Origin of the sequence: Paenarthrobacter sp. R1, from assembly GCF_030264015.1 — a bacterium.
Taxonomy (GTDB): Bacteria; Actinomycetota; Actinomycetes; order Actinomycetales; family Micrococcaceae; genus Arthrobacter; species Arthrobacter ureafaciens.
Genome location: NZ_CP127115.1, coordinates 2,735,607 through 2,754,820 on the forward strand (window position 1 = coordinate 2,735,607; position 19,214 = coordinate 2,754,820).

General features: G+C 60.0%; 19 protein-coding genes. 6 read left to right on the forward strand and 13 right to left on the reverse strand.

Annotated features, from left to right (window positions below; genetic code table 11):
* Positions 1-7: 7 nt before the first annotated feature.
* The 4 genes from QN084_RS13325 to QN084_RS13340 all read right to left on the reverse strand — a co-directional run bounded on the left by QN084_RS13325 (position 8) and on the right by QN084_RS13340 (position 3,844).
* Positions 8-616, reverse strand: coding sequence for a DUF305 domain-containing protein (locus QN084_RS13325; protein WP_069695552.1), 609 nt, complete (start codon positions 614-616; stop codon positions 8-10).
* A 141-nt stretch (positions 617-757) separates the two neighbouring features.
* Positions 758-1,231 carry a DUF6153 family protein gene (locus tag QN084_RS13330; protein WP_069695535.1) on the reverse strand — a complete coding sequence of 158 codons (474 nt, stop codon included), beginning with the start codon at positions 1,229-1,231 and terminating at the stop codon, positions 758-760.
* Between the two features lie 91 nt (positions 1,232-1,322).
* Complete coding sequence (locus tag QN084_RS13335) at positions 1,323-3,473, reverse strand: copper-translocating P-type ATPase (RefSeq protein ID WP_069695536.1); 2,151 nt, start codon at positions 3,471-3,473, stop codon at positions 1,323-1,325.
* 65 nt (positions 3,474-3,538) lie between these two features.
* Positions 3,539-3,844 carry a heavy-metal-associated domain-containing protein gene (locus QN084_RS13340; protein ID WP_083262027.1) on the reverse strand — a complete coding sequence of 102 codons (306 nt, stop codon included), beginning with the start codon at positions 3,842-3,844 and terminating at the stop codon, positions 3,539-3,541.
* 424 nt (positions 3,845-4,268) lie between these two features.
* Between QN084_RS13340 and QN084_RS13345 the strand changes: the two genes are divergently transcribed.
* Positions 4,269-5,420 carry a hypothetical protein gene (locus QN084_RS13345; protein ID WP_285750159.1) on the forward strand — a complete coding sequence of 384 codons (1,152 nt, stop codon included), beginning with the start codon at positions 4,269-4,271 and terminating at the stop codon, positions 5,418-5,420.
* A gap of 84 nt (positions 5,421-5,504) precedes the next feature.
* Positions 5,505-8,237 carry a DUF4365 domain-containing protein gene (locus QN084_RS13350; protein ID WP_264398807.1) on the forward strand — a complete coding sequence of 911 codons (2,733 nt, stop codon included), beginning with the start codon at positions 5,505-5,507 and terminating at the stop codon, positions 8,235-8,237.
* Positions 8,238-8,611: 374 nt separating this feature from the next.
* Here QN084_RS13350 and QN084_RS13355 read toward each other — a convergent pair whose 3' ends face one another.
* The 3 genes from QN084_RS13355 to QN084_RS13365 form a co-directional block, all read right to left on the reverse strand.
* Entirely contained in the window at positions 8,612-9,190 is a 579-nt protein-coding gene (locus tag QN084_RS13355) for a PIN domain-containing protein (protein ID WP_069695538.1), read from the reverse strand.
* Between the two features lie 13 nt (positions 9,191-9,203).
* Positions 9,204-9,728 carry a helix-turn-helix domain-containing protein gene (locus QN084_RS13360; protein WP_069695539.1) on the reverse strand — a complete coding sequence of 175 codons (525 nt, stop codon included), beginning with the start codon at positions 9,726-9,728 and terminating at the stop codon, positions 9,204-9,206.
* A gap of 145 nt (positions 9,729-9,873) precedes the next feature.
* Positions 9,874-10,518 (reverse strand): recombinase family protein, encoded by a 645-nt coding sequence (locus QN084_RS13365; protein ID WP_259362801.1) that lies wholly within the window; start codon positions 10,516-10,518, stop codon positions 9,874-9,876.
* Between the two features lie 801 nt (positions 10,519-11,319).
* Here QN084_RS13365 and QN084_RS13370 point away from each other — a divergent pair.
* From QN084_RS13370 to QN084_RS13385, 4 genes are all read left to right on the forward strand, one after another.
* Positions 11,320-11,571, forward strand: a complete 252-nt coding sequence (locus tag QN084_RS13370; protein WP_069695540.1) for a hypothetical protein — start codon at positions 11,320-11,322, stop codon at positions 11,569-11,571.
* A 36-nt stretch (positions 11,572-11,607) separates the two neighbouring features.
* A complete protein-coding gene (locus QN084_RS13375; RefSeq protein ID WP_069695541.1) occupies positions 11,608-12,141 on the forward strand; it encodes a flavin reductase family protein in 534 nt (177 codons plus the stop codon).
* A gap of 596 nt (positions 12,142-12,737) precedes the next feature.
* A complete protein-coding gene (locus QN084_RS13380) occupies positions 12,738-14,654 on the forward strand; it encodes a hybrid sensor histidine kinase/response regulator (RefSeq protein WP_069695542.1) in 1,917 nt (638 codons plus the stop codon).
* The gene (locus tag QN084_RS13385) at positions 14,651-15,289 is read left to right on the forward strand and encodes a response regulator (protein ID WP_069695543.1); all 639 of its coding nucleotides are present in this window, start codon (positions 14,651-14,653) and stop codon (positions 15,287-15,289) included. Before QN084_RS13380 ends, QN084_RS13385 begins: the two co-directional genes overlap by 4 nt.
* A gap of 421 nt (positions 15,290-15,710) precedes the next feature.
* On the opposite strand, the gene QN084_RS13390 is transcribed toward QN084_RS13385, so the two are convergent.
* From QN084_RS13390 to QN084_RS13415, 6 genes are all read right to left on the reverse strand, one after another.
* Positions 15,711-16,436, reverse strand: a complete 726-nt coding sequence (locus tag QN084_RS13390) for a fumarylacetoacetate hydrolase family protein (RefSeq protein ID WP_259362802.1) — start codon at positions 16,434-16,436, stop codon at positions 15,711-15,713.
* Between the two features lie 66 nt (positions 16,437-16,502).
* Complete coding sequence (locus QN084_RS13395; protein ID WP_206599691.1) at positions 16,503-17,069, reverse strand: flavin reductase family protein; 567 nt, start codon at positions 17,067-17,069, stop codon at positions 16,503-16,505.
* Positions 17,048-17,581 (reverse strand): NADPH-dependent FMN reductase, encoded by a 534-nt coding sequence (locus QN084_RS13400; protein WP_206599690.1) that lies wholly within the window; start codon positions 17,579-17,581, stop codon positions 17,048-17,050. The genes QN084_RS13395 and QN084_RS13400 overlap by 22 nt, the downstream gene beginning before the upstream one ends.
* 55 nt (positions 17,582-17,636) lie before the next feature.
* The gene (locus tag QN084_RS13405) at positions 17,637-18,431 is read right to left on the reverse strand and encodes a carbon-nitrogen hydrolase family protein (protein WP_069695546.1); all 795 of its coding nucleotides are present in this window, start codon (positions 18,429-18,431) and stop codon (positions 17,637-17,639) included.
* A 54-nt stretch (positions 18,432-18,485) separates the two neighbouring features.
* Complete coding sequence (locus QN084_RS13410; RefSeq protein ID WP_259362804.1) at positions 18,486-18,650, reverse strand: FCD domain-containing protein; 165 nt, start codon at positions 18,648-18,650, stop codon at positions 18,486-18,488.
* Between the two features lie 37 nt (positions 18,651-18,687).
* Positions 18,688-19,140 (reverse strand): GntR family transcriptional regulator, encoded by a 453-nt coding sequence (locus tag QN084_RS13415; RefSeq protein ID WP_259362805.1) that lies wholly within the window; start codon positions 19,138-19,140, stop codon positions 18,688-18,690.
* Positions 19,141-19,214: the final 74 nt, after the last annotated feature.

Sequence of the window (19,214 nt, forward strand, 5' to 3'; positions counted from 1 at the left end):
AGGCCGGCTAGAGGGTGGCCAGCAGTTTCTGCATTTCCTGGATTTCGGCTTCCTGGGCGCTCACGATGTCCTTGCTGAGCTGGACCGCTTCCGGATTCTTGCCGTCGGTGGTCTCGGTCCGGGCCATGGTCACGGCACCTTGGTGGTGGGCAATCATCTGGGTCAGGAACAGTTTGGCTGCTTCAACTCCTTGGGCGGCGTCGAGCTTTGCCATGTCATCGGCGCCCATCATGCCGTCCATGCTGTGCCCAGCGGGCGTCTGGGTGGATTCGCCCCAGCCCGCCAACCAGCCGGTCATTTTCTCGATTTCGGGCCCCTGGGCTTCTTTGATCCGGGTCGCCAGGGCAGTGATCTCGGCAGGGATGTCCTGCTTCTTGAGGATCGTCTCGCTCATCTCCACGGCCTGTGCGTGGTGGGGAATCATCATCTGGGCGAACATGACGTCCGCGGTGTTTTGGTCCGCAGCCGCTGCGGGGCTGGATGAGCTGCTGCCATGGTCCATTCCGGGCATGGATGTCCCGGAGGATCCGGAACCGCCGGCGGTACCGCAGCCGGCGAGGGCTATTGCGGCGGCGATCGCTGTCGCGGCTACAGGTAAAAGCTTCTTCGTGTTCATGAAAATCAGGTCCTTCACAAGTTCCGGGGGCGCGCAGGCGCCTCGCAAAAGAGAGGGGTGTGCAAAAGAGGAACGTGCGACAGCCTTGAGGGGCTGCCGACGGCAACGAAAAGGTTGCCCGGAACCGGGCGGCCGGGTTGCCTACGTTCTGCTGATGGACAATTCACCCGGTGAAGGACTGCCGGGACGGTACGACCACGGAATGCTCGGCGCGTTGGCAGACTCCGAGGAGGGCGCCGTGATGGAGACACTGGTGTCCGGAAGGGGCGCTGTCAGGCCGCCTGGCGCCACGGAAGGGATGCAGGAAGCGGCCATAGCGTGCTGGCTGGCACAGTTCCCTGAACACGAGCACTGCGTCGGGGACGCGACGTCGCCCAACACGGTCCGCTCCGGGACTAAGGCATTTTCCTGCGGCGCGGGACCATGGTTGTCGTGCCCGGTGATGGAAGTGCCCGCAGCGGACGTGCCTGCTTCGGAAACAGTCATCCCCGCGTGCGCCGAGTGGTCGCCGGTCATGACGTGCATTCCGAGGATCCCGGCGATGAGGGCGATAACTGCGGCCAGAAGCCCGACGCTGAGCAGGGCGGATCCGCTGGTGGTGCGTTGTGCTGCCATCACGGTCCTCCTGTCTGCATGTTGTTTCAGGCTACCGGTACCGGCACCACCCTTCCTGTGAGGTGGAGGCCGGTACCGTTTCCCTGTTGGGTCAACGAACCTGCGAGGGGTTCAGTTTCACGCGCCGGAGCAGCTGGGCGTTGAGTGCGACCACGATCGTGGAGACGGACATCAGGACCGCCCCGGCAGCGGGGGAGAGCACGATCCCGGCGAACGCCAGGACACCGGCGGCCAGCGGCACGGCGATGACGTTGTACCCGGTGGCCCAGACAAGGTTCTGCCACATCTTCGCGTAGCTTGCCCGGGACAGGTCCACCAGGGACAGCACCGCCCTCGGGTCGTTGCCGGCCAGGATCACCCCAGCCGATTCCATGGCCACATCGGTGCCGGCACCAATGGCGATACCAACCTCCGCGCGGGCCAGAGCAGGGGAGTCGTTCACGCCGTCTCCGACCATCGCAACCTTCATTCCGCGGGACTGCAGCTCGGCGACCTTCTTGTCCTTATCCGCGGGCAGCACTTCGGCGAAGACCTCATCGATGTCCAACTCCGCGCCCACCGACTTGGCGACCTGGGTGGCGTCGCCGGTGATCATGGCAACCTTGACTCCCCGGCTTTGCAGGGCCGCTACGGCCTGCCGGGACTCAGGACGGATGGCGTCTTCGAGGCTCAGTGCCCCCAGCACGTGTTTCCCGTCAATGACGTGCAACACGGCCGCGCCGCGGTCCATCCATTCACGGGTTGAGGCCGCCAGCGTTCCGGGCTCAATGAGTCCGAGTTCGCGCAGCAGCGCCGGTCCGCCGACCTGGATGGTTCGCCCGTCGATCATGGCCCGCACACCGCGGCCTGTCATCGAGGTGAAACCCGTCGCCTGCGGAAATTTCAGGCCTTGCTTATGTGCTGCCCGGACGATGGCCCGGGCCACGGGATGCTCGCTATCGGATTCGACGGCTGCGGCCAGGGCCAGCAATTCATTGTCCCCGGCACCTTTGGTGGTGGCGGTGTTCCTGACCTCGGGTTCGCCTTTGGTCAGGGTTCCGGTTTTGTCGAACAGGACCACATCGATGGTGCGCATCCGTTCAAGTGCGATCCGGTTCTTGATCAGTACCCCGGCCCGGGCAGCCTGTTCGGTGGAGATCGCGATGACCAGCGGGATGGCCAGCCCGAGGGCGTGCGGGCAAGCGATCACCAGAACCGTCACGGTGCGGGTGACCGCTTCGGGGAGGCTGCCCAGCAGCGTCCAGGCAATGAATGTGATGACACCGGCGATGGTCGCGAAGTAGAACAGGAACGCCGCTGCCCGGTCAGCGAGGGCCTGCGCCTTGGAGGAGGAGGCCTGCGCTTCGGCGACCAGACGTTGGATGCCGGCCAGTGCCGTGTCGTCCCCGACTGCCGTGACAGTGACCCGGACGGTGTTGTCGGTGGCAACGGTTCCGGCCACGACCGGGTCCGCCACGGTGCGCAGGACTGTTTTAGACTCCCCGGTGATCATGGATTCATCGAACTCGGCCTGCCCCTCAACGATCGTGCCGTCGGCGGGCATTCGCGCCCCGGACCGGACCAGGACGATATCCCCGGTCCTCAGTTCGGAAACCTTGACGGTTTCGACGCCCTTGTCGGTGACGCGTTCTGCTTCGTCGGGCAACAGGGCCGCCAGCGCGTCCAGGGCGCTCTGGGCCGAACCGAGCGCCCGCATTTCGATCCAGTGACCGAGCAGCATGATGGCCACCAGCAGCGCCAGCTCCCACCAGAAGTCCAAATCGAAGTTCCCGATCCGCAGGCTGGTCGCCCAGGACGCGAGGAACGCGACCGAAATGGCCATGCTGATCAGCAGCATCATCCCTGGCTGCCGGTTCCTCAACTCGTTCAGGCCGCCCTTGAGGAACGGCATCCCTCCGTAGAGGAAGATCACCGTACCAAGCACAGGCGGAATCCACGCCGAACCCGGGAATTCAGGGGGCATGTACCCCAGAAGGTGCCCGAACATCGGGCTGAAATACACGACCGGGACCGACAGGGCAAGCGTCAGCCAGAACCGGTCCCTGAACATGGCGGTGCTGTGTCCGGCGTGCTGGCCGTGGCTGTGCACGGCATGGTCATCCCGATCCTCGTGACCGGACAGGTGGCCGTGGTGCTCATGCACGGGCGGTGTTATCCCGCCCGCAAGCTGGGTGGTTGGTTCCCGGTCGGCTTCGCTGACCGGTGATGGGTGGTGGTTATGGTGATGGTCATGCTCTGCCATTGTGCGCTCCTCCAGTGACGGCCGCGTCATCGCACGAATGCGGCGCAGGCCGGTGTGGGTTCGAACTAGCTGGTCAGGCTGTATCCAGCCGACGTGACGGCGTCCCGGACAGCCGAAGGATCGGCCGGTCCTGAAACGACGAGGCGGGAAACCCCGGCGGGGGCAAGTTCAACGGTCGCGGTGTCAACGCCCTTGACGGCGGCGACGGCCTTCTCGACGCTGGCGACGCAACCGCCGCAGGTCAGGCCTTCCAACGGGTACTCGACGCCGACGGCCTCGGCACCTGCAGCGATGCCCTTGTCGGTGGAGCAGCAGCCGCAGCCCGCCGAGGACGACGTCAGAGACAGTTCAGTACGTGATGGTGTGTGCATGTCAGTTCCATTCATTGCAGAAGATGCGATGGCGCTGTGGTTGAACGGTTGTAAAGAGGCAAACCAAACCGGCCTCCGCGACATACCACTCACTGACAACACTGCCAATATACCCCCGGGGGGTATGTGGGTCAAGTGACTGCGGCCCGACCACAGCCAACCCGGCATTGACAGACGGGAACCTTGAGCAGCCCGGCGAGGGTGTCGCATGCCGAGCTCAGGCCGATCAGCCGTGGTATGACGTTCCAAGAACGCCGGATCCCGCGGATTTCCACCCCGGTGGTTGTAACGCCGATAACCGTGATTCTGTAAAGAGGGGGAAGGGGACTGCTGCTCTTGGCCGTCGTGGAAACATGACGGTTCCTTCATATCGGCTCGGCGGGGCGGGAGGGTCAGTCGGCCGAGTGAATCTACGCTTTATTGGATGTATCTTCCACCTACCGGGCCAAACCTCACGGCCGAGCAGCGTCAGGAGCTTGACGACACTTTCCTGTCTTCTGATCCCTACGGGTACTTCAGCGTCCGAATTGGAATGGTTCTTCGGTGGGCGGATTGTGGCAACGACAGCCAACTGCGTCCCGTAACGCCTCATGAAGATGAGCGACATGAAGCGGAGACCGCTAGACAATTCGCTCGACTTCTCGGCCGACCTATTAGCTTTGTCCCCGAAACCTCTCCAAGGACCATTGCAACACAGGTCGCTACCGACGCTTATGCCCTGCGGCACCACGCGGCTGAGTCCCTTGTGCGGTTGACGGCGGCGCTCACCTCGGGAACGCCCTGCGTCTGGGAGGCGCTGTCGATGGGGCCAAACCAACTTGATCAAATCGTCGAACAGCTCCAAGAGTTCTTCTCGTCTCCAGACGCCCCGATGAAGTTCGCTCGCCTGGTCCTCCGCCAGCAGGACTTGCAGAGTGGGATGACCGAGCAACTTGCATCAGCCTCCAACGTCTTCGCCGACTGGCTTCAGTTTTCGATTGATCTCTTAGTGGGACACGAACTCCAACTCAACGCCGCTCACAATAAGGTCAAGCATGGTCTATCGGTCCGGGCACGAGATGACCTCAAGGTAACGTTCGCTTCCACTCCGCCCGCCGCAGATGGGACAATCCCAGTTAGTGCACTGACAGGGCCCGATGCCGTAGACATTTTTGACCGCCCAGTTATCGAGGTACTCGCACAGGCGCCCAAGGTGGGCGGGCATCGCCAGGGGCTGGAGCTGACCCAGTTAAGGGTAGATGTTCCTGCTGTTCTCGCCGAGGCATACATGATCGCTTGGGCTCACGGCGCCATGTTCCATATCGCCGCTGCAAGACACTTCGACGGGCGGGGGGAGCTTCCCGTGAATCTCCGTGCGCCTTCTCACCCTGGTTATCCGGTCGACGGCCCATTTCCCCGCCATATTGCGGCCGATGCGCCGGTGGGAATGAGATTTCCTCTTACGAATCCTCCGGGTGGCGGGCACACCCAACGCCCCGCAGGAATCGCGTTTCGAGACTCATTTATTCCGCTCTTATTCACTGGTTCTGCAATGCGCAACATCCGTGTTGTAGCCGACGAAACGAAGGGGGCCTAAGTGCGGGCGCCGAAGAATGAAGCTACTGGAACGTCAGGCGAGTCCGAGGTCTTGGCGCAATTCGAGCGTTTGGGCTGGGGCGGCGTGGTCGACAGCAGGCACGACACAGGCACCGATTTGTATCTGCGTCCCCGAGACGCCCGCCGATACGAACTCGGCGCCGTTATGGGTGCCCAGGTCAAGACAGGGCCGTCGTACTTCACCTCTCCGCAGAAGGACACGGACGGCACGATCACTGGTTGGTGGTTCACTGAAGCCGACCGCGAACACTTCGACTACTGGCTCCGGCACGCCCTGCCGCACGTGGTGGTCCTGCGCGACCAAGAGAAGAATCTTTCGTACTGGGTTCATGTAACCCCCGAACGAGTCGTCTCGACTGGCAAGGGCGCAAAGATTCTCCTGCCAACCTCACAGACCGTCGACTCGGACAACAATCAAGCGCTTTCCGATGTTGCCCTCACACAGCTTGCCACCCCCACTTGGGACGGAACAGCCTGGACGGGCGCGGTGCATCTCCCACCTGAAGATGAAATACGGCATGCCCTCATCACTCCCAGGCTAATAGCACCCCACCCCAATCTGGCCACCGATACGATCACCGGGCCCGAAGCACTTGCCATGCAGGTGCTGTTGCGCAGCGAAATCGAAAAGATTCTGGACCCGATCGAGCTTCCAAGCAATATGCAAGACTCCGACGCAAAGAGGAAGGGTCTGTCGCTCGAGGACGCGCTTGGATCCGATGACTGGTCCTGGCGCGCTACTGCCGCCCTTCATCGTTGGCACTATCAGGGGGAGTCCGACGATCTGCTTGGGCTTGTCGGACTTGCATCGACTCCGGCAGAACGCGCTGCCGCTACCGTCCTGTGCTGCATGCATCACCTATGGGAAAACGATCCTGACACAGCCCTTCGGGCAGTCCGAGATGCCTTGGAGCACGACGACTATTCCTTTGTCGATCACGCGTGGCTCGAAGCTCAACGAGCCCGAGCGCTGCTCGAAGCCGGGCGACACGAAGATGCGTTCGACCTAGCGATGGCGACACAGCGAATCCACCGCGAGGCACCACACGACGTAACGGCGGCGGCTATCGCAGGTGCATGTGCGGGGACGTCGTTCAGGGCCGCGGGCTGGATGAAGGGCGACATTGCCAACATCGTTCAACGCAGCGACAATCCTGCATCATGGTGGAGAAGCCAAGTCACGTCCTACGGACTGTCGGCTCACCTGTCCGCAGGATTCCGGACCTGGAGCGAGGATTCGTCGATTCGGATCGGAAACTCAGATGAGACGCACAGGCGCCTGCTGTCCGCGGCGCTACTTGCATCCTGCGCAGGAGATCACGACAGCTGGCGCCATGCCACCGGCGCGCTCGGAAAACACTTCCTGATGGTTTCAGACCTTACGGACAGTGCCGAGGCGGTCGCGGGCTGGCTAACCCTCTTACGAGTATCCGGCGACAGCGAGAGCACCCGCCTCGCAACCCGACGCATCGTACGGAGGGGACCTGCAATGGCCGCCCGAATAGCAGCGTCACGTGTGCATTTATCTAGTTCAACCCGAACAAGCGCACTAGCAGACATTGAGCTGCTGACTGCCGCCGGCGATGTAATCGAACCTGCCCAGGCGGACCAGATCTGTATGTGGGTGCTTGCGACACTGCGAGACCCACAGGTGTACTACGAACGCGTTCGGCCTACATTTATCATGCTCTACAAGAGCATCGATCTACTCAAGTCCATGGTCTGGACGATGAGTGACGCTTCTCTGCACGCAGTGATTGACTACTTCCTCGATGAAGCGCATGTTTTCGAGGATGGCGCTGCACAGACCCTCGCCCGACTGATCCACGTGATTCCAGAATCTGCGTGGACCGAAAGTCATCGCCGACGTGCCGCAGAACGTTACAAGTCAGACGCTGCATACCTACGCGAAGCATATCTGGCGGTGGCGGCTCCGACGGTACCCGAAAGCCGTTCCGAAATTCATCAACGCGCCCGAACGGGTGAACTTCTCGCTTTTGACGCCATCGACGATGTCAGAACTCTTCCAAGCGACGCGGTTATTGCCCTCATCGACCGCTTATGCGGAGTCATTGATTCCCTCGTCGACAATGCGGCCAAAGGCATGCACTCGGTTGGCGGACTTGACCCTGGGCAGGCCTTATCACTCCTAAATGTTTGGCACCCTCCCCAAGCGCGCTGGGATCGCATTCAATTGTTGCTGACCGCTCCGCATGTCTTAGGCCGGGAGCGCTCCGGGGCACTGGATGTCCTCGCCATTCACGGGGCTCAGCTTTCAGTAGAGACCAAGAGGCAGCTTGCCGAGCACGTACTTGGCCTGCGGAACACAATGCCCGGCCGACAGTACTTTGACGACGAGAAGGACATTCGTGGCTTGGCGGCAGAAGGTTTCGCCGCTCTTTCAGAAGAATCAGTACGCAGCCAGGTGGTACGGGAGCTTCTTTGCGGAAATGCAGCCCAGCGTGCTTCTAGTGCGCGAATCATCGAGAGACACGGGGACGCTGCGGAAGTTGAGGTACTAATGGCACTGGCTGGCGACACCAGCCAGATGGTCGCTGACGCAGCGCTATCTGGCTTGAGTAAACTGGTCGCTGCCGGAAGAGCGTCAGGCATCGTTGTTACGGCTCTTGCCAAGACACTAGTATCGGGCGGTACGCAAAGCGCTGCTTCGGTCGTCTCTCGGCTGACAGCGCCTACAGAGGAGACCTCCGTTCAAGAACTGCTCGACGCCGCCGCAGAACATCCTTCCGCGCGAATCCGACGGGCCGCGCGAAGTAGCCCTAAGGGCCCCAGATGACATAGCGGCCTGTGCCCAAAAGTGATTCCTCACGCTGTCGCAGCCTTCCGCGGAAAACGTCCAATTCACCGCGGAAGGAAGCCTCGCAGCTACTTCTACTCCCGTTGTTTGAACGCCGATAACGGATATTCTGTAAAGCAGCGTTTCTGACAGCCGAGTTGGGGAAACTTTCAAACGGGAGGGCGTCCTAGTCCTCGTCGGTGCCGCCCGGGTTTTACTCTGGTACTGGGGTCAGGTCGCTGGCATGGGATGCTTTGGCTGCGGAACGTGGCGGGATGTCGGATCGCGGTCAATGGAGGAGGGGAACGGCCACGGCCAATTGCCCAAAGTGCGTTGGAGAATTCGAGTCTGGCTCGTGGGGGTCTGCGAGGTCGTTAGAGGAGATCCCGAATTAGTGCCGTGGCCGCATCCATGCCGTACAGCTTATTTAGGGTATCTAGAACGTCCTCCGGAGAAGACGCAGTGCCTTTCCGCCCTGACCGGGCAGCCATGGCAAGGACAGCTTGGAGACCTAGATCCGGCCTCATGGACACCGTGTCAAAGGCAAAGTCCTCGGCGCTCACTATCTGGATGCCAGCTGGAATTTTTTCTTCAGGGAAGTCACGGTAATTCTCGGTTACGATACTGCCGGCGCCACCCACAACTGCTGCAGCCAACACGTGCTCGTCGTCGGGATCAGGCAAGCCGTAGGTCCCCTCGAGCCCTTCCCAGTGCGTGACGATTGCGTCTCCAAAGCTGGAACGCATGCGGTCCGCCAGGTGCAATGCCTTTTGCCGTGCTTCTTCCGCGCTGTCCCCTCGCTCGGCACGCTTAATCTCTTCGTTTGCCTCGACCTCCATGAGGATGGCCTCACTAAAGATGAAGCGGTAAGCACCCTCGAATGCCAGCGATAGCAGGAAATCGCGTTGCGTACTCGGCCACAGGACGCAGCTGTCAAGAAGGGCGGTGAACATGGTTCCTATCGTGTCATTCCTTGTGCTGTCGGCGGCGCTCCGCCGCTACAGCACGAGCCTTCTTCATCCTGATGGTCGCTGCTTCGGGGTTTTCATCGTCAAGCGCACCCAAGGAATCCAAAGCTTCGTATTGCTCCGCCTTGCGGACTTCCTTGAAAGCCAGGACGTCTTCAAGCTTGATACGCCGGTGAGTACCAGGCTTTTCGAAGGGGATCTTTCCTGCATCGAGGAGGCGAACCAGTGTTGGACGCGTAACGCCCAACAGCTCTGCCGCCTGCTGAGTCGTCAAAGTCATGGAACTGGGCGTGATGGTAATGGCGAGGCCCTTACGCATTGCTTCCACGGTTTTAACGAGCACTTCATAGATTTCGTGGGGAATTTCAACTTGGTCGCCGGCATCAGCACCGGAAAGAAAGAACTGAGGAGAAGGTCGAGAGCCGTTCTTGTCTGCGTGGGCCTCTATGAAGTTGTAGATCTTCCCAGTTTGAGGCGCCTCTGGTGCGAGGAAGGTTTCCTTGGTCGCTGTACTCGTAGCCATGGTGTGCTCGCTTATCCGTTTCCTGCGAAATTATCGTTTTGTTCGTTTGACTCATGGTAGTCACTCAAGCAGAGGGAAGCTAGTCGTCCCGGACCCACGAGCCGGGCTTCCACCCACGAGGAACCCCAATCTCCTTATCCACCATCTATTTGTCCTGTCCCAACCCTGATAGTGGCCGTTCCATAAGCTGGGGCAATGGGTTTGACTCGACAGGGGACGGGGTTCCCGACATCCTGGCTTGACGCAGATACTGGTAGACCGTCTCCCTGCTGATCCCGTAGTCGCGGGCAAGGACGACTTTTGAGACGCCGCTGCCGGCCCGCCTGACCAGCTCGGCCGCCCGCTCCGGAGTTAGGGTCTTTTTTCGCCCCTTGTACGCACCGCGCTGCTTGGCGAGGGCGATCCCCTCCCGTTGGCGTTCCCTGATGAGGGAACGTTCGAATTCGGCGAAGGCGCCCATGACGGAGAGCATGAGGTTGGCCATGGGGGAGTCTTCGCCGGTGAAGACCAGAGTCTCCTTGATGAACTCCACCCGTACGCCTTTACGGGTGAGGCCTTGGACGAGGGCACGCAGGTCATCGAGGTTCCGGGCAAGCCGGTCCATGCTGTGAACCACGACGGTGTCCCCGTCACGGGCGAACCGCAACAGCTCCGTCAGTTCTGGCCTGGACGTGTCCCGGCCGGATGCCTTGTCCGTGAACACACGGTCAAGCACTTGGCCCTCGAGCTGGCGCTTCTCGTTCTGGTCCAGCGTGCTGACACGCACGTACCCGATCCGCTGCCCAGCCACTGTTAGCCTCCAACCCTGAACCCGTCAGGTTGAGTTCTAGGCTCCTCTTAGAAATAAGTCAAGACTAGCTCCAATTTTGTCAGGTTGGGGTGTGCTTCAGCCTGAACCGGGGCAGTGCCTTCTCGCAAGCCGGGGACGATATGTCTTTCCCGTATTTGCGCTGGCTGGATCGAACACCGGTGGTAGCTCAGCTAAGGGAACTGGGTGAGGGGAAGGGACGTAGAATTCGGTAACTGATGTGTGCATCGTTTGTGCAGCCGCAACGCTCGTCCTTGCTTCGCTCCTCTGTTGCACGCATGGTTTCGACTGGGATTCCATTGAGTGCGGCGAGCCAATTGAGGTTGTCCGCCATTCCCCTAGAGTCGTGTCCGCAGTCAGAACGCTCATTCTTGCCCAGCCCCTCCCCATCGGCCAGTTCAAGTCGCCAGGATGCGAGCCACAGCAAGAAGCGTTTCATTGGCTTAGGGGTGGGTTGGGACAAGGTCATCGGCCGCGGCCCTCCTGGCCAGTTGTTCTCAGGTATAAGCACTGACTGAATGTTTAGTGTCATTTGACCCAGAGGCAGATATTGCCGGGGCGCCTCTCTACCGGAAGCTGACTTGCTCTACCAAACCACAGTCTTTGGGGAACTTGCATCATCCTTTTGGTCGGAAAAAGATCATCTCATCGGAAACCCAACCGGCCGATGTGCGCCACATCACCTGACGAAAGAATTGATGTTGTAAGGGCCTGAAGGGTGGGTCACAGAACACCTGATGACTGTCCACGTTATTGGTAGCTCGCTTCAAGGAGGAAGCCGTCATGTCAATCACGCTCCAACTGCCCATGACTTTCCGTTCAAAGCGGAGGGCCATCCCCGCTTCAACAGCCGACCAGTCTTTCCGGACTGCAGAGGACCGCCAGGCTCTTGTGGCACCCGGACAGATCAGCGCCTTTCCCTGGGAGGGCGTCTACATCGAGCCAAGCGACGAATCTGCGGAGTCAATGGCCCGCAGTACGCAGCCCAGCCGTGAACTTGAACCATTTCTCGCCGGCCTCATGTACGGCGAATAGAACGACTATCCACACCACGCAAAGGAGTTGAGGACTATGACAATCACTCTGGACCAGAAGACGGCCCTTGAACCGGCGATTGATCCGCGGGTTTTCCGTGACACGCTCGGGCACTACGCTTCCGGCATCACCATCATTAGCGGCATCGATGAGGACGGCCCGATCGGCTTCACCTGCCAGTCCTTCTACTCCGTCTCGACCGAACCGCCCCTGGTCTCCTTCAGCGTCATGACCAACTCAACGACCTACCCGCGGCTACGCGAGACCGGCAAATTCGTCGTCAACGTCCTCGCCCACGACCAGGACACCGTCTCAAACCAGTTCGCCCGCAAAGGCACCGACAAATGGGCCGGAATCGACTGGTCCCAAACTAACGCAGGCAACCCCGTCATCGCCGACACCCTGATGTGGCTCGACTGCGACATTTGGGCAGAACACGAAGCCGGCGACCACTACATCGTCATCGGACGCGTCAATGAAATGAGCCCAGCCACCTGGCACAAAGAAGAACCACTGCTCTACTTCAAAGGTCAGTACCGCCACCTCCGCGGTATCGACGACGAGGTATAGACCCCATCCGCCGTTATCCCTAAGGCCTCGCCCTGCCCTCCCCGACGGACAAGTCAGGATGGCAGGGCAGGAAGTCGCCCGAACTGAACTGCAATTGGTTTCGGGGCGACGGCCATGGCCAAGAAAGTTACGACCAACCCACTCTGGATTGGCAAATTTGCCAGAGGTATTTAATATGTCGCTTTGGCGCGAGAAACGCAGAACGAAACCGGCACGAGCCGTTGCCGACATCCTCCGGGAGCGCAAGGAACGAAGGACCGCGGCCCTCATTGCCTGCATCACGGAGATAACTGGTACAGGAGGCCCCGAAACCGTTACACATTCTCTCGTGGCTGAGCGGGTTGGTCTTCCGCTGCAATGGGTCGAATGGCAATACCCGTCCCGGGAAAAGCTTCTTGCCGTGGCGGGTAGGTAGCTAAGGCCGGCCACGTCTTGTCGGACTGGTCCTGAAAGGATCCGGCCGGCTTCCATTCCCACAAATGAATTGGAGGTCCAGTGTTGAGTACAACGGAGGCACTTACGCCTGATCCGCTGATCCATGAATTATTCAACGCAGCACCTGCCGACTGGACCGAGCACCGTGAAAGACTACTGCCGTGAGCCCCGATGAGGCCCTTCGCCTGCTGAAACAAAGCGCATTCGACGCGGCCCCCCTGGCCACTGCCATCTTTCGAAAGGAATCCCCTAAAGGGCTGGTGTTCCTGGGAGGCAACAGCAAGCTCGATGCACTGCTGCACGGCTCAACCGAGCCCGCCGTTGATCCGCATGAAGCCCCAACACCGGCCCTGATAAAACTTGTTGCGACATCGCTTTCTGAACCGGCGGACGATCAAACCATGACGGTTCATCTGGGCGATCAGCTGGCTGCCTTCCGCCCGCAGGTCAAGACGTTCAACATACCCGGCGATCCTGCGGAGTATCTTGTCGTTCAGTTGGCTGCGCTGGCGGAGCCGGACTCCATCGAACACGACTTACACTCGACAATCAGGCAGTTGAAGGATCTATTAGATAATTCAGCGGCCCTCATGTACGTCAAAGACCTGGACGGTCGTTACCTAATTGCCAACCACTACTACGCCCGACGCCTCGGGATCACAGCAGAATCAATCATCGGCCTGACTGATTATGACCTGTTTCCCAAGGCCGTGGCCGACAACTACTCCAACAACGATGACATGGTCATCAGGACCGCCAGCTCAATCGAAGTCGAGGAACTCTTGGCGACAGACCGGGACCAGTCCGAATTGGATGAAGACAGCCGTTGGCTGTCCATAAAATTCCCGCTTCTGGATGACGCCGGCAAGCCATACGCTCTAGGCGCGATCTCCACTGACATCACTGACCGGAAACGGGCAGAAAGGGCCGCGCGGGAAGCGATGCATGACGCGGAGCGTGCTAACCGATCGAAAAGCGAATTCCTATCCAGGATGAGCCACGAGCTGCGGACGCCGCTGAACGCCATATTAGGGTCCGCGCAACTGCTTCAGGATTTGCCCCTGAGCCCCCGCGCAGCCGAGAGTACAAGTCATATCCTCGATGCCGGCAAGCACCTCCTGGCACTCGTTAATGATGTTCTGGACATCACCTGGATCGAGGCCGGCGCCCCTGGCATTGCCTCCGCTCCTGTACCGGCAATCGACTCGATCCACCAGGCCCTCAAATTGGTCCGCCCCCTGGCCGCTGCACAGGACATCGAGATCGCCAGCGATTTGCATGGTGCCTTGCACCGTTACGTCCTAGCTGACACTCAGCGGCTAAGGCAAGTCTTCATCAACTTGCTGAGCAACGCTGTGAAGTTCAACAACCCCCAGGGTGCTGTCAGGGTCTGGTGCGAGGTAGTGGACGGGGCGCTGCGCTTCCTGGTTATGGACACAGGCCCTGGCATGTCCGAGGACGACGTGGAGCGGCTGTTCAAACCATTTGTGCGCCTTGATCAATCGGCTTCCATTGAGGGGTCCGGCTTGGGCCTTGCCCTTTCCCGGCGACTTGTGGAGGAAATGGGCGGCTCCTTGGGCATTGAACACACCGCCCCGGGCGAGGGATCAACTTTTTACGTGGACATGCCGCTCGCGCCTGCGCCGGAGGAGGATCTCGACACGTCGGCCCCCGAAAAAGATGCTGTCGACACCAGCGACGCTGCTCATGCTACGATCCTGCAGATTGAAGACACTTACGCGAATATCCGCTTGGTGGAGAACATCATTTCCGGGATGGGCGGGCTGAACCTTATTTCCGCTACAAGTGGTGAGTCCGGGGTAGCTTTGGCCCAGGACAACGCGCCTCAGCTTATCCTGCTGGACGTGAATCTCTCCGACATGTCAGGGGTTGAAGTCGTAAAACTCTTGCAGCAGGACCAGCGTACGAAGGACATCCCGGTGATTATTCTTTCCGCAGATGCAACTCCGGCGCGCATAGCCGAACTCCGGAGTATGAAAATCCTTGACTACCTAACGAAACCGTTCGATATCGAGCATTTTGCGCGGACAGTTCGCCAGGCGCTAGCTCTGGCATGAAGATCTTCACCGTCTTCATCGCCGATGACCACCCGGTCTACAGGGAGGGCCTCGCCCAGAACTGGAAGAACGTGCCTCAAATCGAGGTTGTGGGCTCCGCCGGAGACGGCAAGAGTGCACTAGCAGCGATCCGGGAACTGAAGCCAGACGTGGCAGTCATGGATTTACAACTGCCTGAACTCGGTGGCATGGAAGTTCTTGAGACGCTGTTCGCTGAAGCGGCACCGACGAGCATTCTTGTCCTGACCGCATACATGGACAGCAAGACGGTCTTCAGAGCCTTCACGCATGGAGCCCGCGGGTTCCTGGAGAAGGCGGCGTCCTTTGATGAGATCACGGATGCAGTCCTGCGCATTGGTGCCGGTGGAACCATCATCGCCCCGTTCGCGCAGGATGTTCTCGCCCGCGAACTACGGACCCGCCAGGACACTCCTAAGAGGCCGACGCTCACCGCCCGCGAGGTCGATATTCTTCGTCTTGCAGCAGATGGCCATTCGGGCCAGAAGATTGCCAACGAGCTGCACATCTCGCTGACGACCGTTAAGACGCATCTGCAGCACATCTACGAAAAGCTCGAAGTCTCTGACCGGGCCTCCGCGGTCGCCCAAGCCATCCGACGCGGAATCCTCCACTAACTCACCGCAGTGAGTCCGCATACCGGAGTTAAATCGCCAGGTCCTCCAACGTTGCGAGATGGGTGGCACTGGTTGCTTGGGGGTCGTCGTCACCGTTGGACAATCTCGGTAGCGTCGCCGGGGATAACAATCCGACGCTCCTGTGAGTCGTCCAGACGGATCCATACCATCCTGCGCTCTTCAAAGTAATTTTTGATGGCCGCCTCCACTGCCCGGCCACGCGCCAGTTTCAGGGTCACACGTCGCCCCGCCGCACCTTGTCCCAGCAGCGCTCTTCGCTCATGTGTGGCACGTCCTGGCATGGAGGCAGAAAGCTCCGTAGCGGGCACCGTCCCCCTTTGTCTCCAAGCTTGGAAGGTTGCAGGGAGCGACACTCAGGTGACACTGCCCGGACCGATAGAGACACGGATGTGCGCGAAGATCAGGCGACAGCGTTGACCAAGGTCCCGATCCCATCAATCGTTATGGCCACCGTGTCTCCGGGCCGGACCTCGACAATGGTGCCAGGGGCTCCGGTCATGACGACATCACCGGGTTCCAGTACCATCCACTTCGTCACGTGGACCAAGCACTCAACCACGCCGGAGATAAGGTTGAAGGTGCCTGAGCGGGCCTCGGCGCGGCCGTTGACAGTGACGTCGATGCCAAGGTTCCCCGGATCCTCGATATCCGTTTCAATCCACGGTCCCAACGGGGTGTAATGGGTTCCTGATTTGGCTTGAAAGAGTCTTTCGTCAATCACTGCCTGGGTGGCGTTGGTGACATCGTTGGCGATGGTGTAGCCCAAGACATGATCCAGGGCATTCTCCGCCGTAAGGTCAACAGCACTCTTACCAATGACGACGGCAAGTTCACCTTCCACATTCACAGAGCCCACCCGCCGCGGTGGCTCGATGACATCATTCGGGCTGGCAACAGTGTGGACTGATTTGAGCCAAGGCTGTATAGGCAGCGGGTGATTACCGTCATTGTGCCCGATTCCGACAATAACCGCCGGGCAGGTTGGGGCCAGCAGTGTGGCCTTCCCGGCCGAGGTTACTGGACCCAAGAACGTTGGAACCGGAGCAAACGGATCATCTATGTGATGCCATTCCTCATTCAGGTAGACGGCATGCCGAATGCCTTCGCTGGTCAATAGTCGTGCCATTCGCATTGCATTCTCATTCTCTCGCCCGTGCTCCGGAGCCCCCGCGCTAGTCACGGCAGGCCCTACCTAGTGAAGCAGCACCGTATTGGTGGGGTCAGTCGGCTTGGGGGTCGCTGATGCATATGTATCGGGTATAGAGGCCTCGTCGGCGCCGTGGAGGTGGCGGTGGCGGTACTGGCCTTTGAAGTAGAGCCGTGGTTCTTCTTTGTGCCAGGTGGCTGGGCTCGTTTCGTTGAACCGTCCGATGACGGGGTTGCCTGCGTTAGTTTGGGACCAGTCGATTCCGGCCCATTTGTCGGTGCCTTTGCGGGCGAACTGGTTTGAGACGGTGTCCTGGTCGTGGGCGAGGACGTTGACGACGAATTTGCCGGTCTCGCGTAGCCGCGGGTAGGTCGTTGAGTTGGTCATGACGCTGAAGGAGACCAGGGGCGGTTCGGTCGAGACGGAGTAGAAGGACTGGCAGGTGAAGCCGATCGGGCCGTCCTCCTCGATGCCGCTAATGATGGTGATGCCGGAAGCGTAGTGCCCGAGCGTGTCACCGAAAACCCGCGGATCAAACCCCGGGTCTGGACGATCGCATGGTTCTTGCGAGAGACATGGTGTTCCTTCCCTCAGGCAACCGGCGCGGACAATGACGCGGCGATGTTGGCGGCGCGGCTGAGATTGGCCGCGTACTCCGCCGCCGCCTGGGCAGTGATTTCGTCCAGGTTCTCCATCTGGCTGGACACGAAGTAGAAGCCGCGGCCAGGAACGACAGCACCAAGTTCAGCCAGCAGCGGTGCCAGGTTCACAGTGGGTCCCATGGCGTGGGTGAGATCGCCTCCTGTGTGCACGGGAATGGCTGTGACGCCTACTAGACCATTGGTTGGATACCGATCCAGGAATGCTTTAAGGAGGCCTGTGTAGGTCGCCTTGTAGGTCGGGGAGGCGAAAACCACAAGATCACTCTCGGCAACACGGGCGTTCAATGCAGCCATCTCATCCGATGGCCAGGCGAAGATTTCCGCGACGTGATCAGCGAGATCGATGATTTCCAGCATGTAGGTGCCCGGGACGAGGAGTTTGTCGGTGAGACTCTTGGCCACCTCCAGTGTGCGTGACTGCGCCTTGGGGTTGCCTACGACGATCGTTGCTTTCAGTGTCATGGTGTGTCTCTCACTTCTTCGTGGTCAGCAGATATGGATGGTCCGCGCCCTGACCTTAGAACTGGTGGGCGTTGGCCAGAACCGGCAGTTTTTGGCGGGCCTCGGCAACCTGTGACGGTTCGATGTCAACGACCACAAGTTCGGGCTTGCCGCCAAGTTTGGCCAGCACGGATCCAAGCGGCGAGATAACAGCACTGCGACCGATTCCGGTGGGAGCTGCGCCAGCAGGCCCGGTACCGATGGTTTCGGGGTCGCCCTGACCGCAAGCGACGACGAACGTCGTGCTGTCCAATGCCCTTGCCCGGACCAGCAGGTCCCATTGCTCGGCTTTACCTTCTCCGGATCCCCACGAAGCACAGAGGATGTTCACTTGAGCTCCGGCGTTGGCATTGGCAGAGAACAGTGCAGGGAAACGGACGTCATAGCAGGTGGCCAGACCGAAGACCGTACCGTTCGATTCGAAAGTCACCGGTTTCTCGCCGGCATCGACGCTTTCGGACTCGGCAAATCCAAATGCATCAAAGAGGTGCACCTTGTCGTACGAAGTTTCAATTCCGGGTCCAGTGACGAGAAGTGTGTTCCGGACGCGGCCGTCACGGCCGGGTGTGAACATTCCAACAACGATGACAAGATCCAGGTTTTTTGCGATGCTGCGGACCTCGTTGGCCCAAGGACCATCGAGGGGCTCAGCGATGTCGTTGAGGGAGTGACCGAATGCCCGCATGACCGCCTCAGGGAATACGACCAGCTCGGCTCCGGATTTCTTGGCTTCAGCAGCGTATTGCCTGATGAGGCCGAGATTGGTTGTCGGGTCGGCGCCGCTGATGATCTGGGCGACTGCGAGACGCATGGAAGAACTCCCATCGGTTGTGCGTGATTTGAGGTGCGGGCCGGAATCTTCCGGTCAGTTGCGGAACAGGTTGTCCTTGGTTGAGGCCAGATGCTCATCAACTGCTTTCTGGGCCTGGACAACATCTCCCGCGACAAGGGCGTCGAGTATCCCCTGATGTTCGGAGCAGACGACATGGCGCCGCCAGGAGGTCCGCCACACGGCGGTGGCACCTGCCAAGGTTGCCTGACATGGAGATTGCTGTAGGTGCGGGAAATCAGCTCGCTTCCAGCGGCGTCAATGAGCTGTTGTGAAACAGGGTTCCCGAACGGATAAAGTGGCGGGCGGACTCTGGATCATCGTAATCTGGGACGGCGGCCTGAAGGTCGAGTGTTGTTTGCATCCTTTCAGCCGGCACACGCTTTTCCGTTATGACCAGCCGGGATGCGTAGCTTTCAAGAACGCTGCGGAGTTCCATGAGTTCCGAGATCTCCCTGCCAGAGATGGCTGGAACGTATGCGCCGCGCTGCGGGATCAGCTCGACGAGACCTTCTGAGACGAGGAGCATCAACGCTTCCCGGACAGGGGTGCGGGAAATGCCGAGGTCGGCTGCAAGGTCTGTCTCCTTGATGAACTGGCCTTGCATCTGAGGATCCGTAAGGACACTTTCACGCAGGTGCGCGTATGCCTTTTCACGGCCTGAAGTGGTCGTGCCCGAGAACTTTCCCATACCGAGGCCTCTAAGTACGTGACGTTGGATAGATACAAGCCCTGCCGGGAGGCCAGCCGGAGACTTCCAGGCTG

Coding starts and splice junctions, on each gene's coding strand:
- QN084_RS13325 (WP_069695552.1), bottom strand. CDS start 616: ATGAACACGAAGAAGCTTTTACCTGTAGCCGCGACAGCGATCGCCGCC.
- QN084_RS13330 (WP_069695535.1), bottom strand. CDS start 1,231: ATGGCAGCACAACGCACCACCAGCGGATCCGCCCTGCTCAGCGTCGGG.
- QN084_RS13335 (WP_069695536.1), bottom strand. CDS start 3,473: ATGGCAGAGCATGACCATCACCATAACCACCACCCATCACCGGTCAGC.
- QN084_RS13340 (WP_083262027.1), bottom strand. CDS start 3,844: ATGCACACACCATCACGTACTGAACTGTCTCTGACGTCGTCCTCGGCG.
- QN084_RS13345 (WP_285750159.1), top strand. CDS start 4,269: ATGTATCTTCCACCTACCGGGCCAAACCTCACGGCCGAGCAGCGTCAG.
- QN084_RS13355 (WP_069695538.1), bottom strand. CDS start 9,190: ATGTTCACCGCCCTTCTTGACAGCTGCGTCCTGTGGCCGAGTACGCAA.
- QN084_RS13360 (WP_069695539.1), bottom strand. CDS start 9,728: ATGGCTACGAGTACAGCGACCAAGGAAACCTTCCTCGCACCAGAGGCG.
- QN084_RS13370 (WP_069695540.1), top strand. CDS start 11,320: ATGTCAATCACGCTCCAACTGCCCATGACTTTCCGTTCAAAGCGGAGG.
- QN084_RS13375 (WP_069695541.1), top strand. CDS start 11,608: ATGACAATCACTCTGGACCAGAAGACGGCCCTTGAACCGGCGATTGAT.
- QN084_RS13385 (WP_069695543.1), top strand. CDS start 14,651: ATGAAGATCTTCACCGTCTTCATCGCCGATGACCACCCGGTCTACAGG.
- QN084_RS13390 (WP_259362802.1), bottom strand. CDS start 16,436: ATGGCACGACTATTGACCAGCGAAGGCATTCGGCATGCCGTCTACCTG.
- QN084_RS13400 (WP_206599690.1), bottom strand. CDS start 17,581: ATGACACTGAAAGCAACGATCGTCGTAGGCAACCCCAAGGCGCAGTCA.
- QN084_RS13405 (WP_069695546.1), bottom strand. CDS start 18,431: ATGCGTCTCGCAGTCGCCCAGATCATCAGCGGCGCCGACCCGACAACC.
- QN084_RS13415 (WP_259362805.1), bottom strand. CDS start 19,140: ATGGGAAAGTTCTCGGGCACGACCACTTCAGGCCGTGAAAAGGCATAC.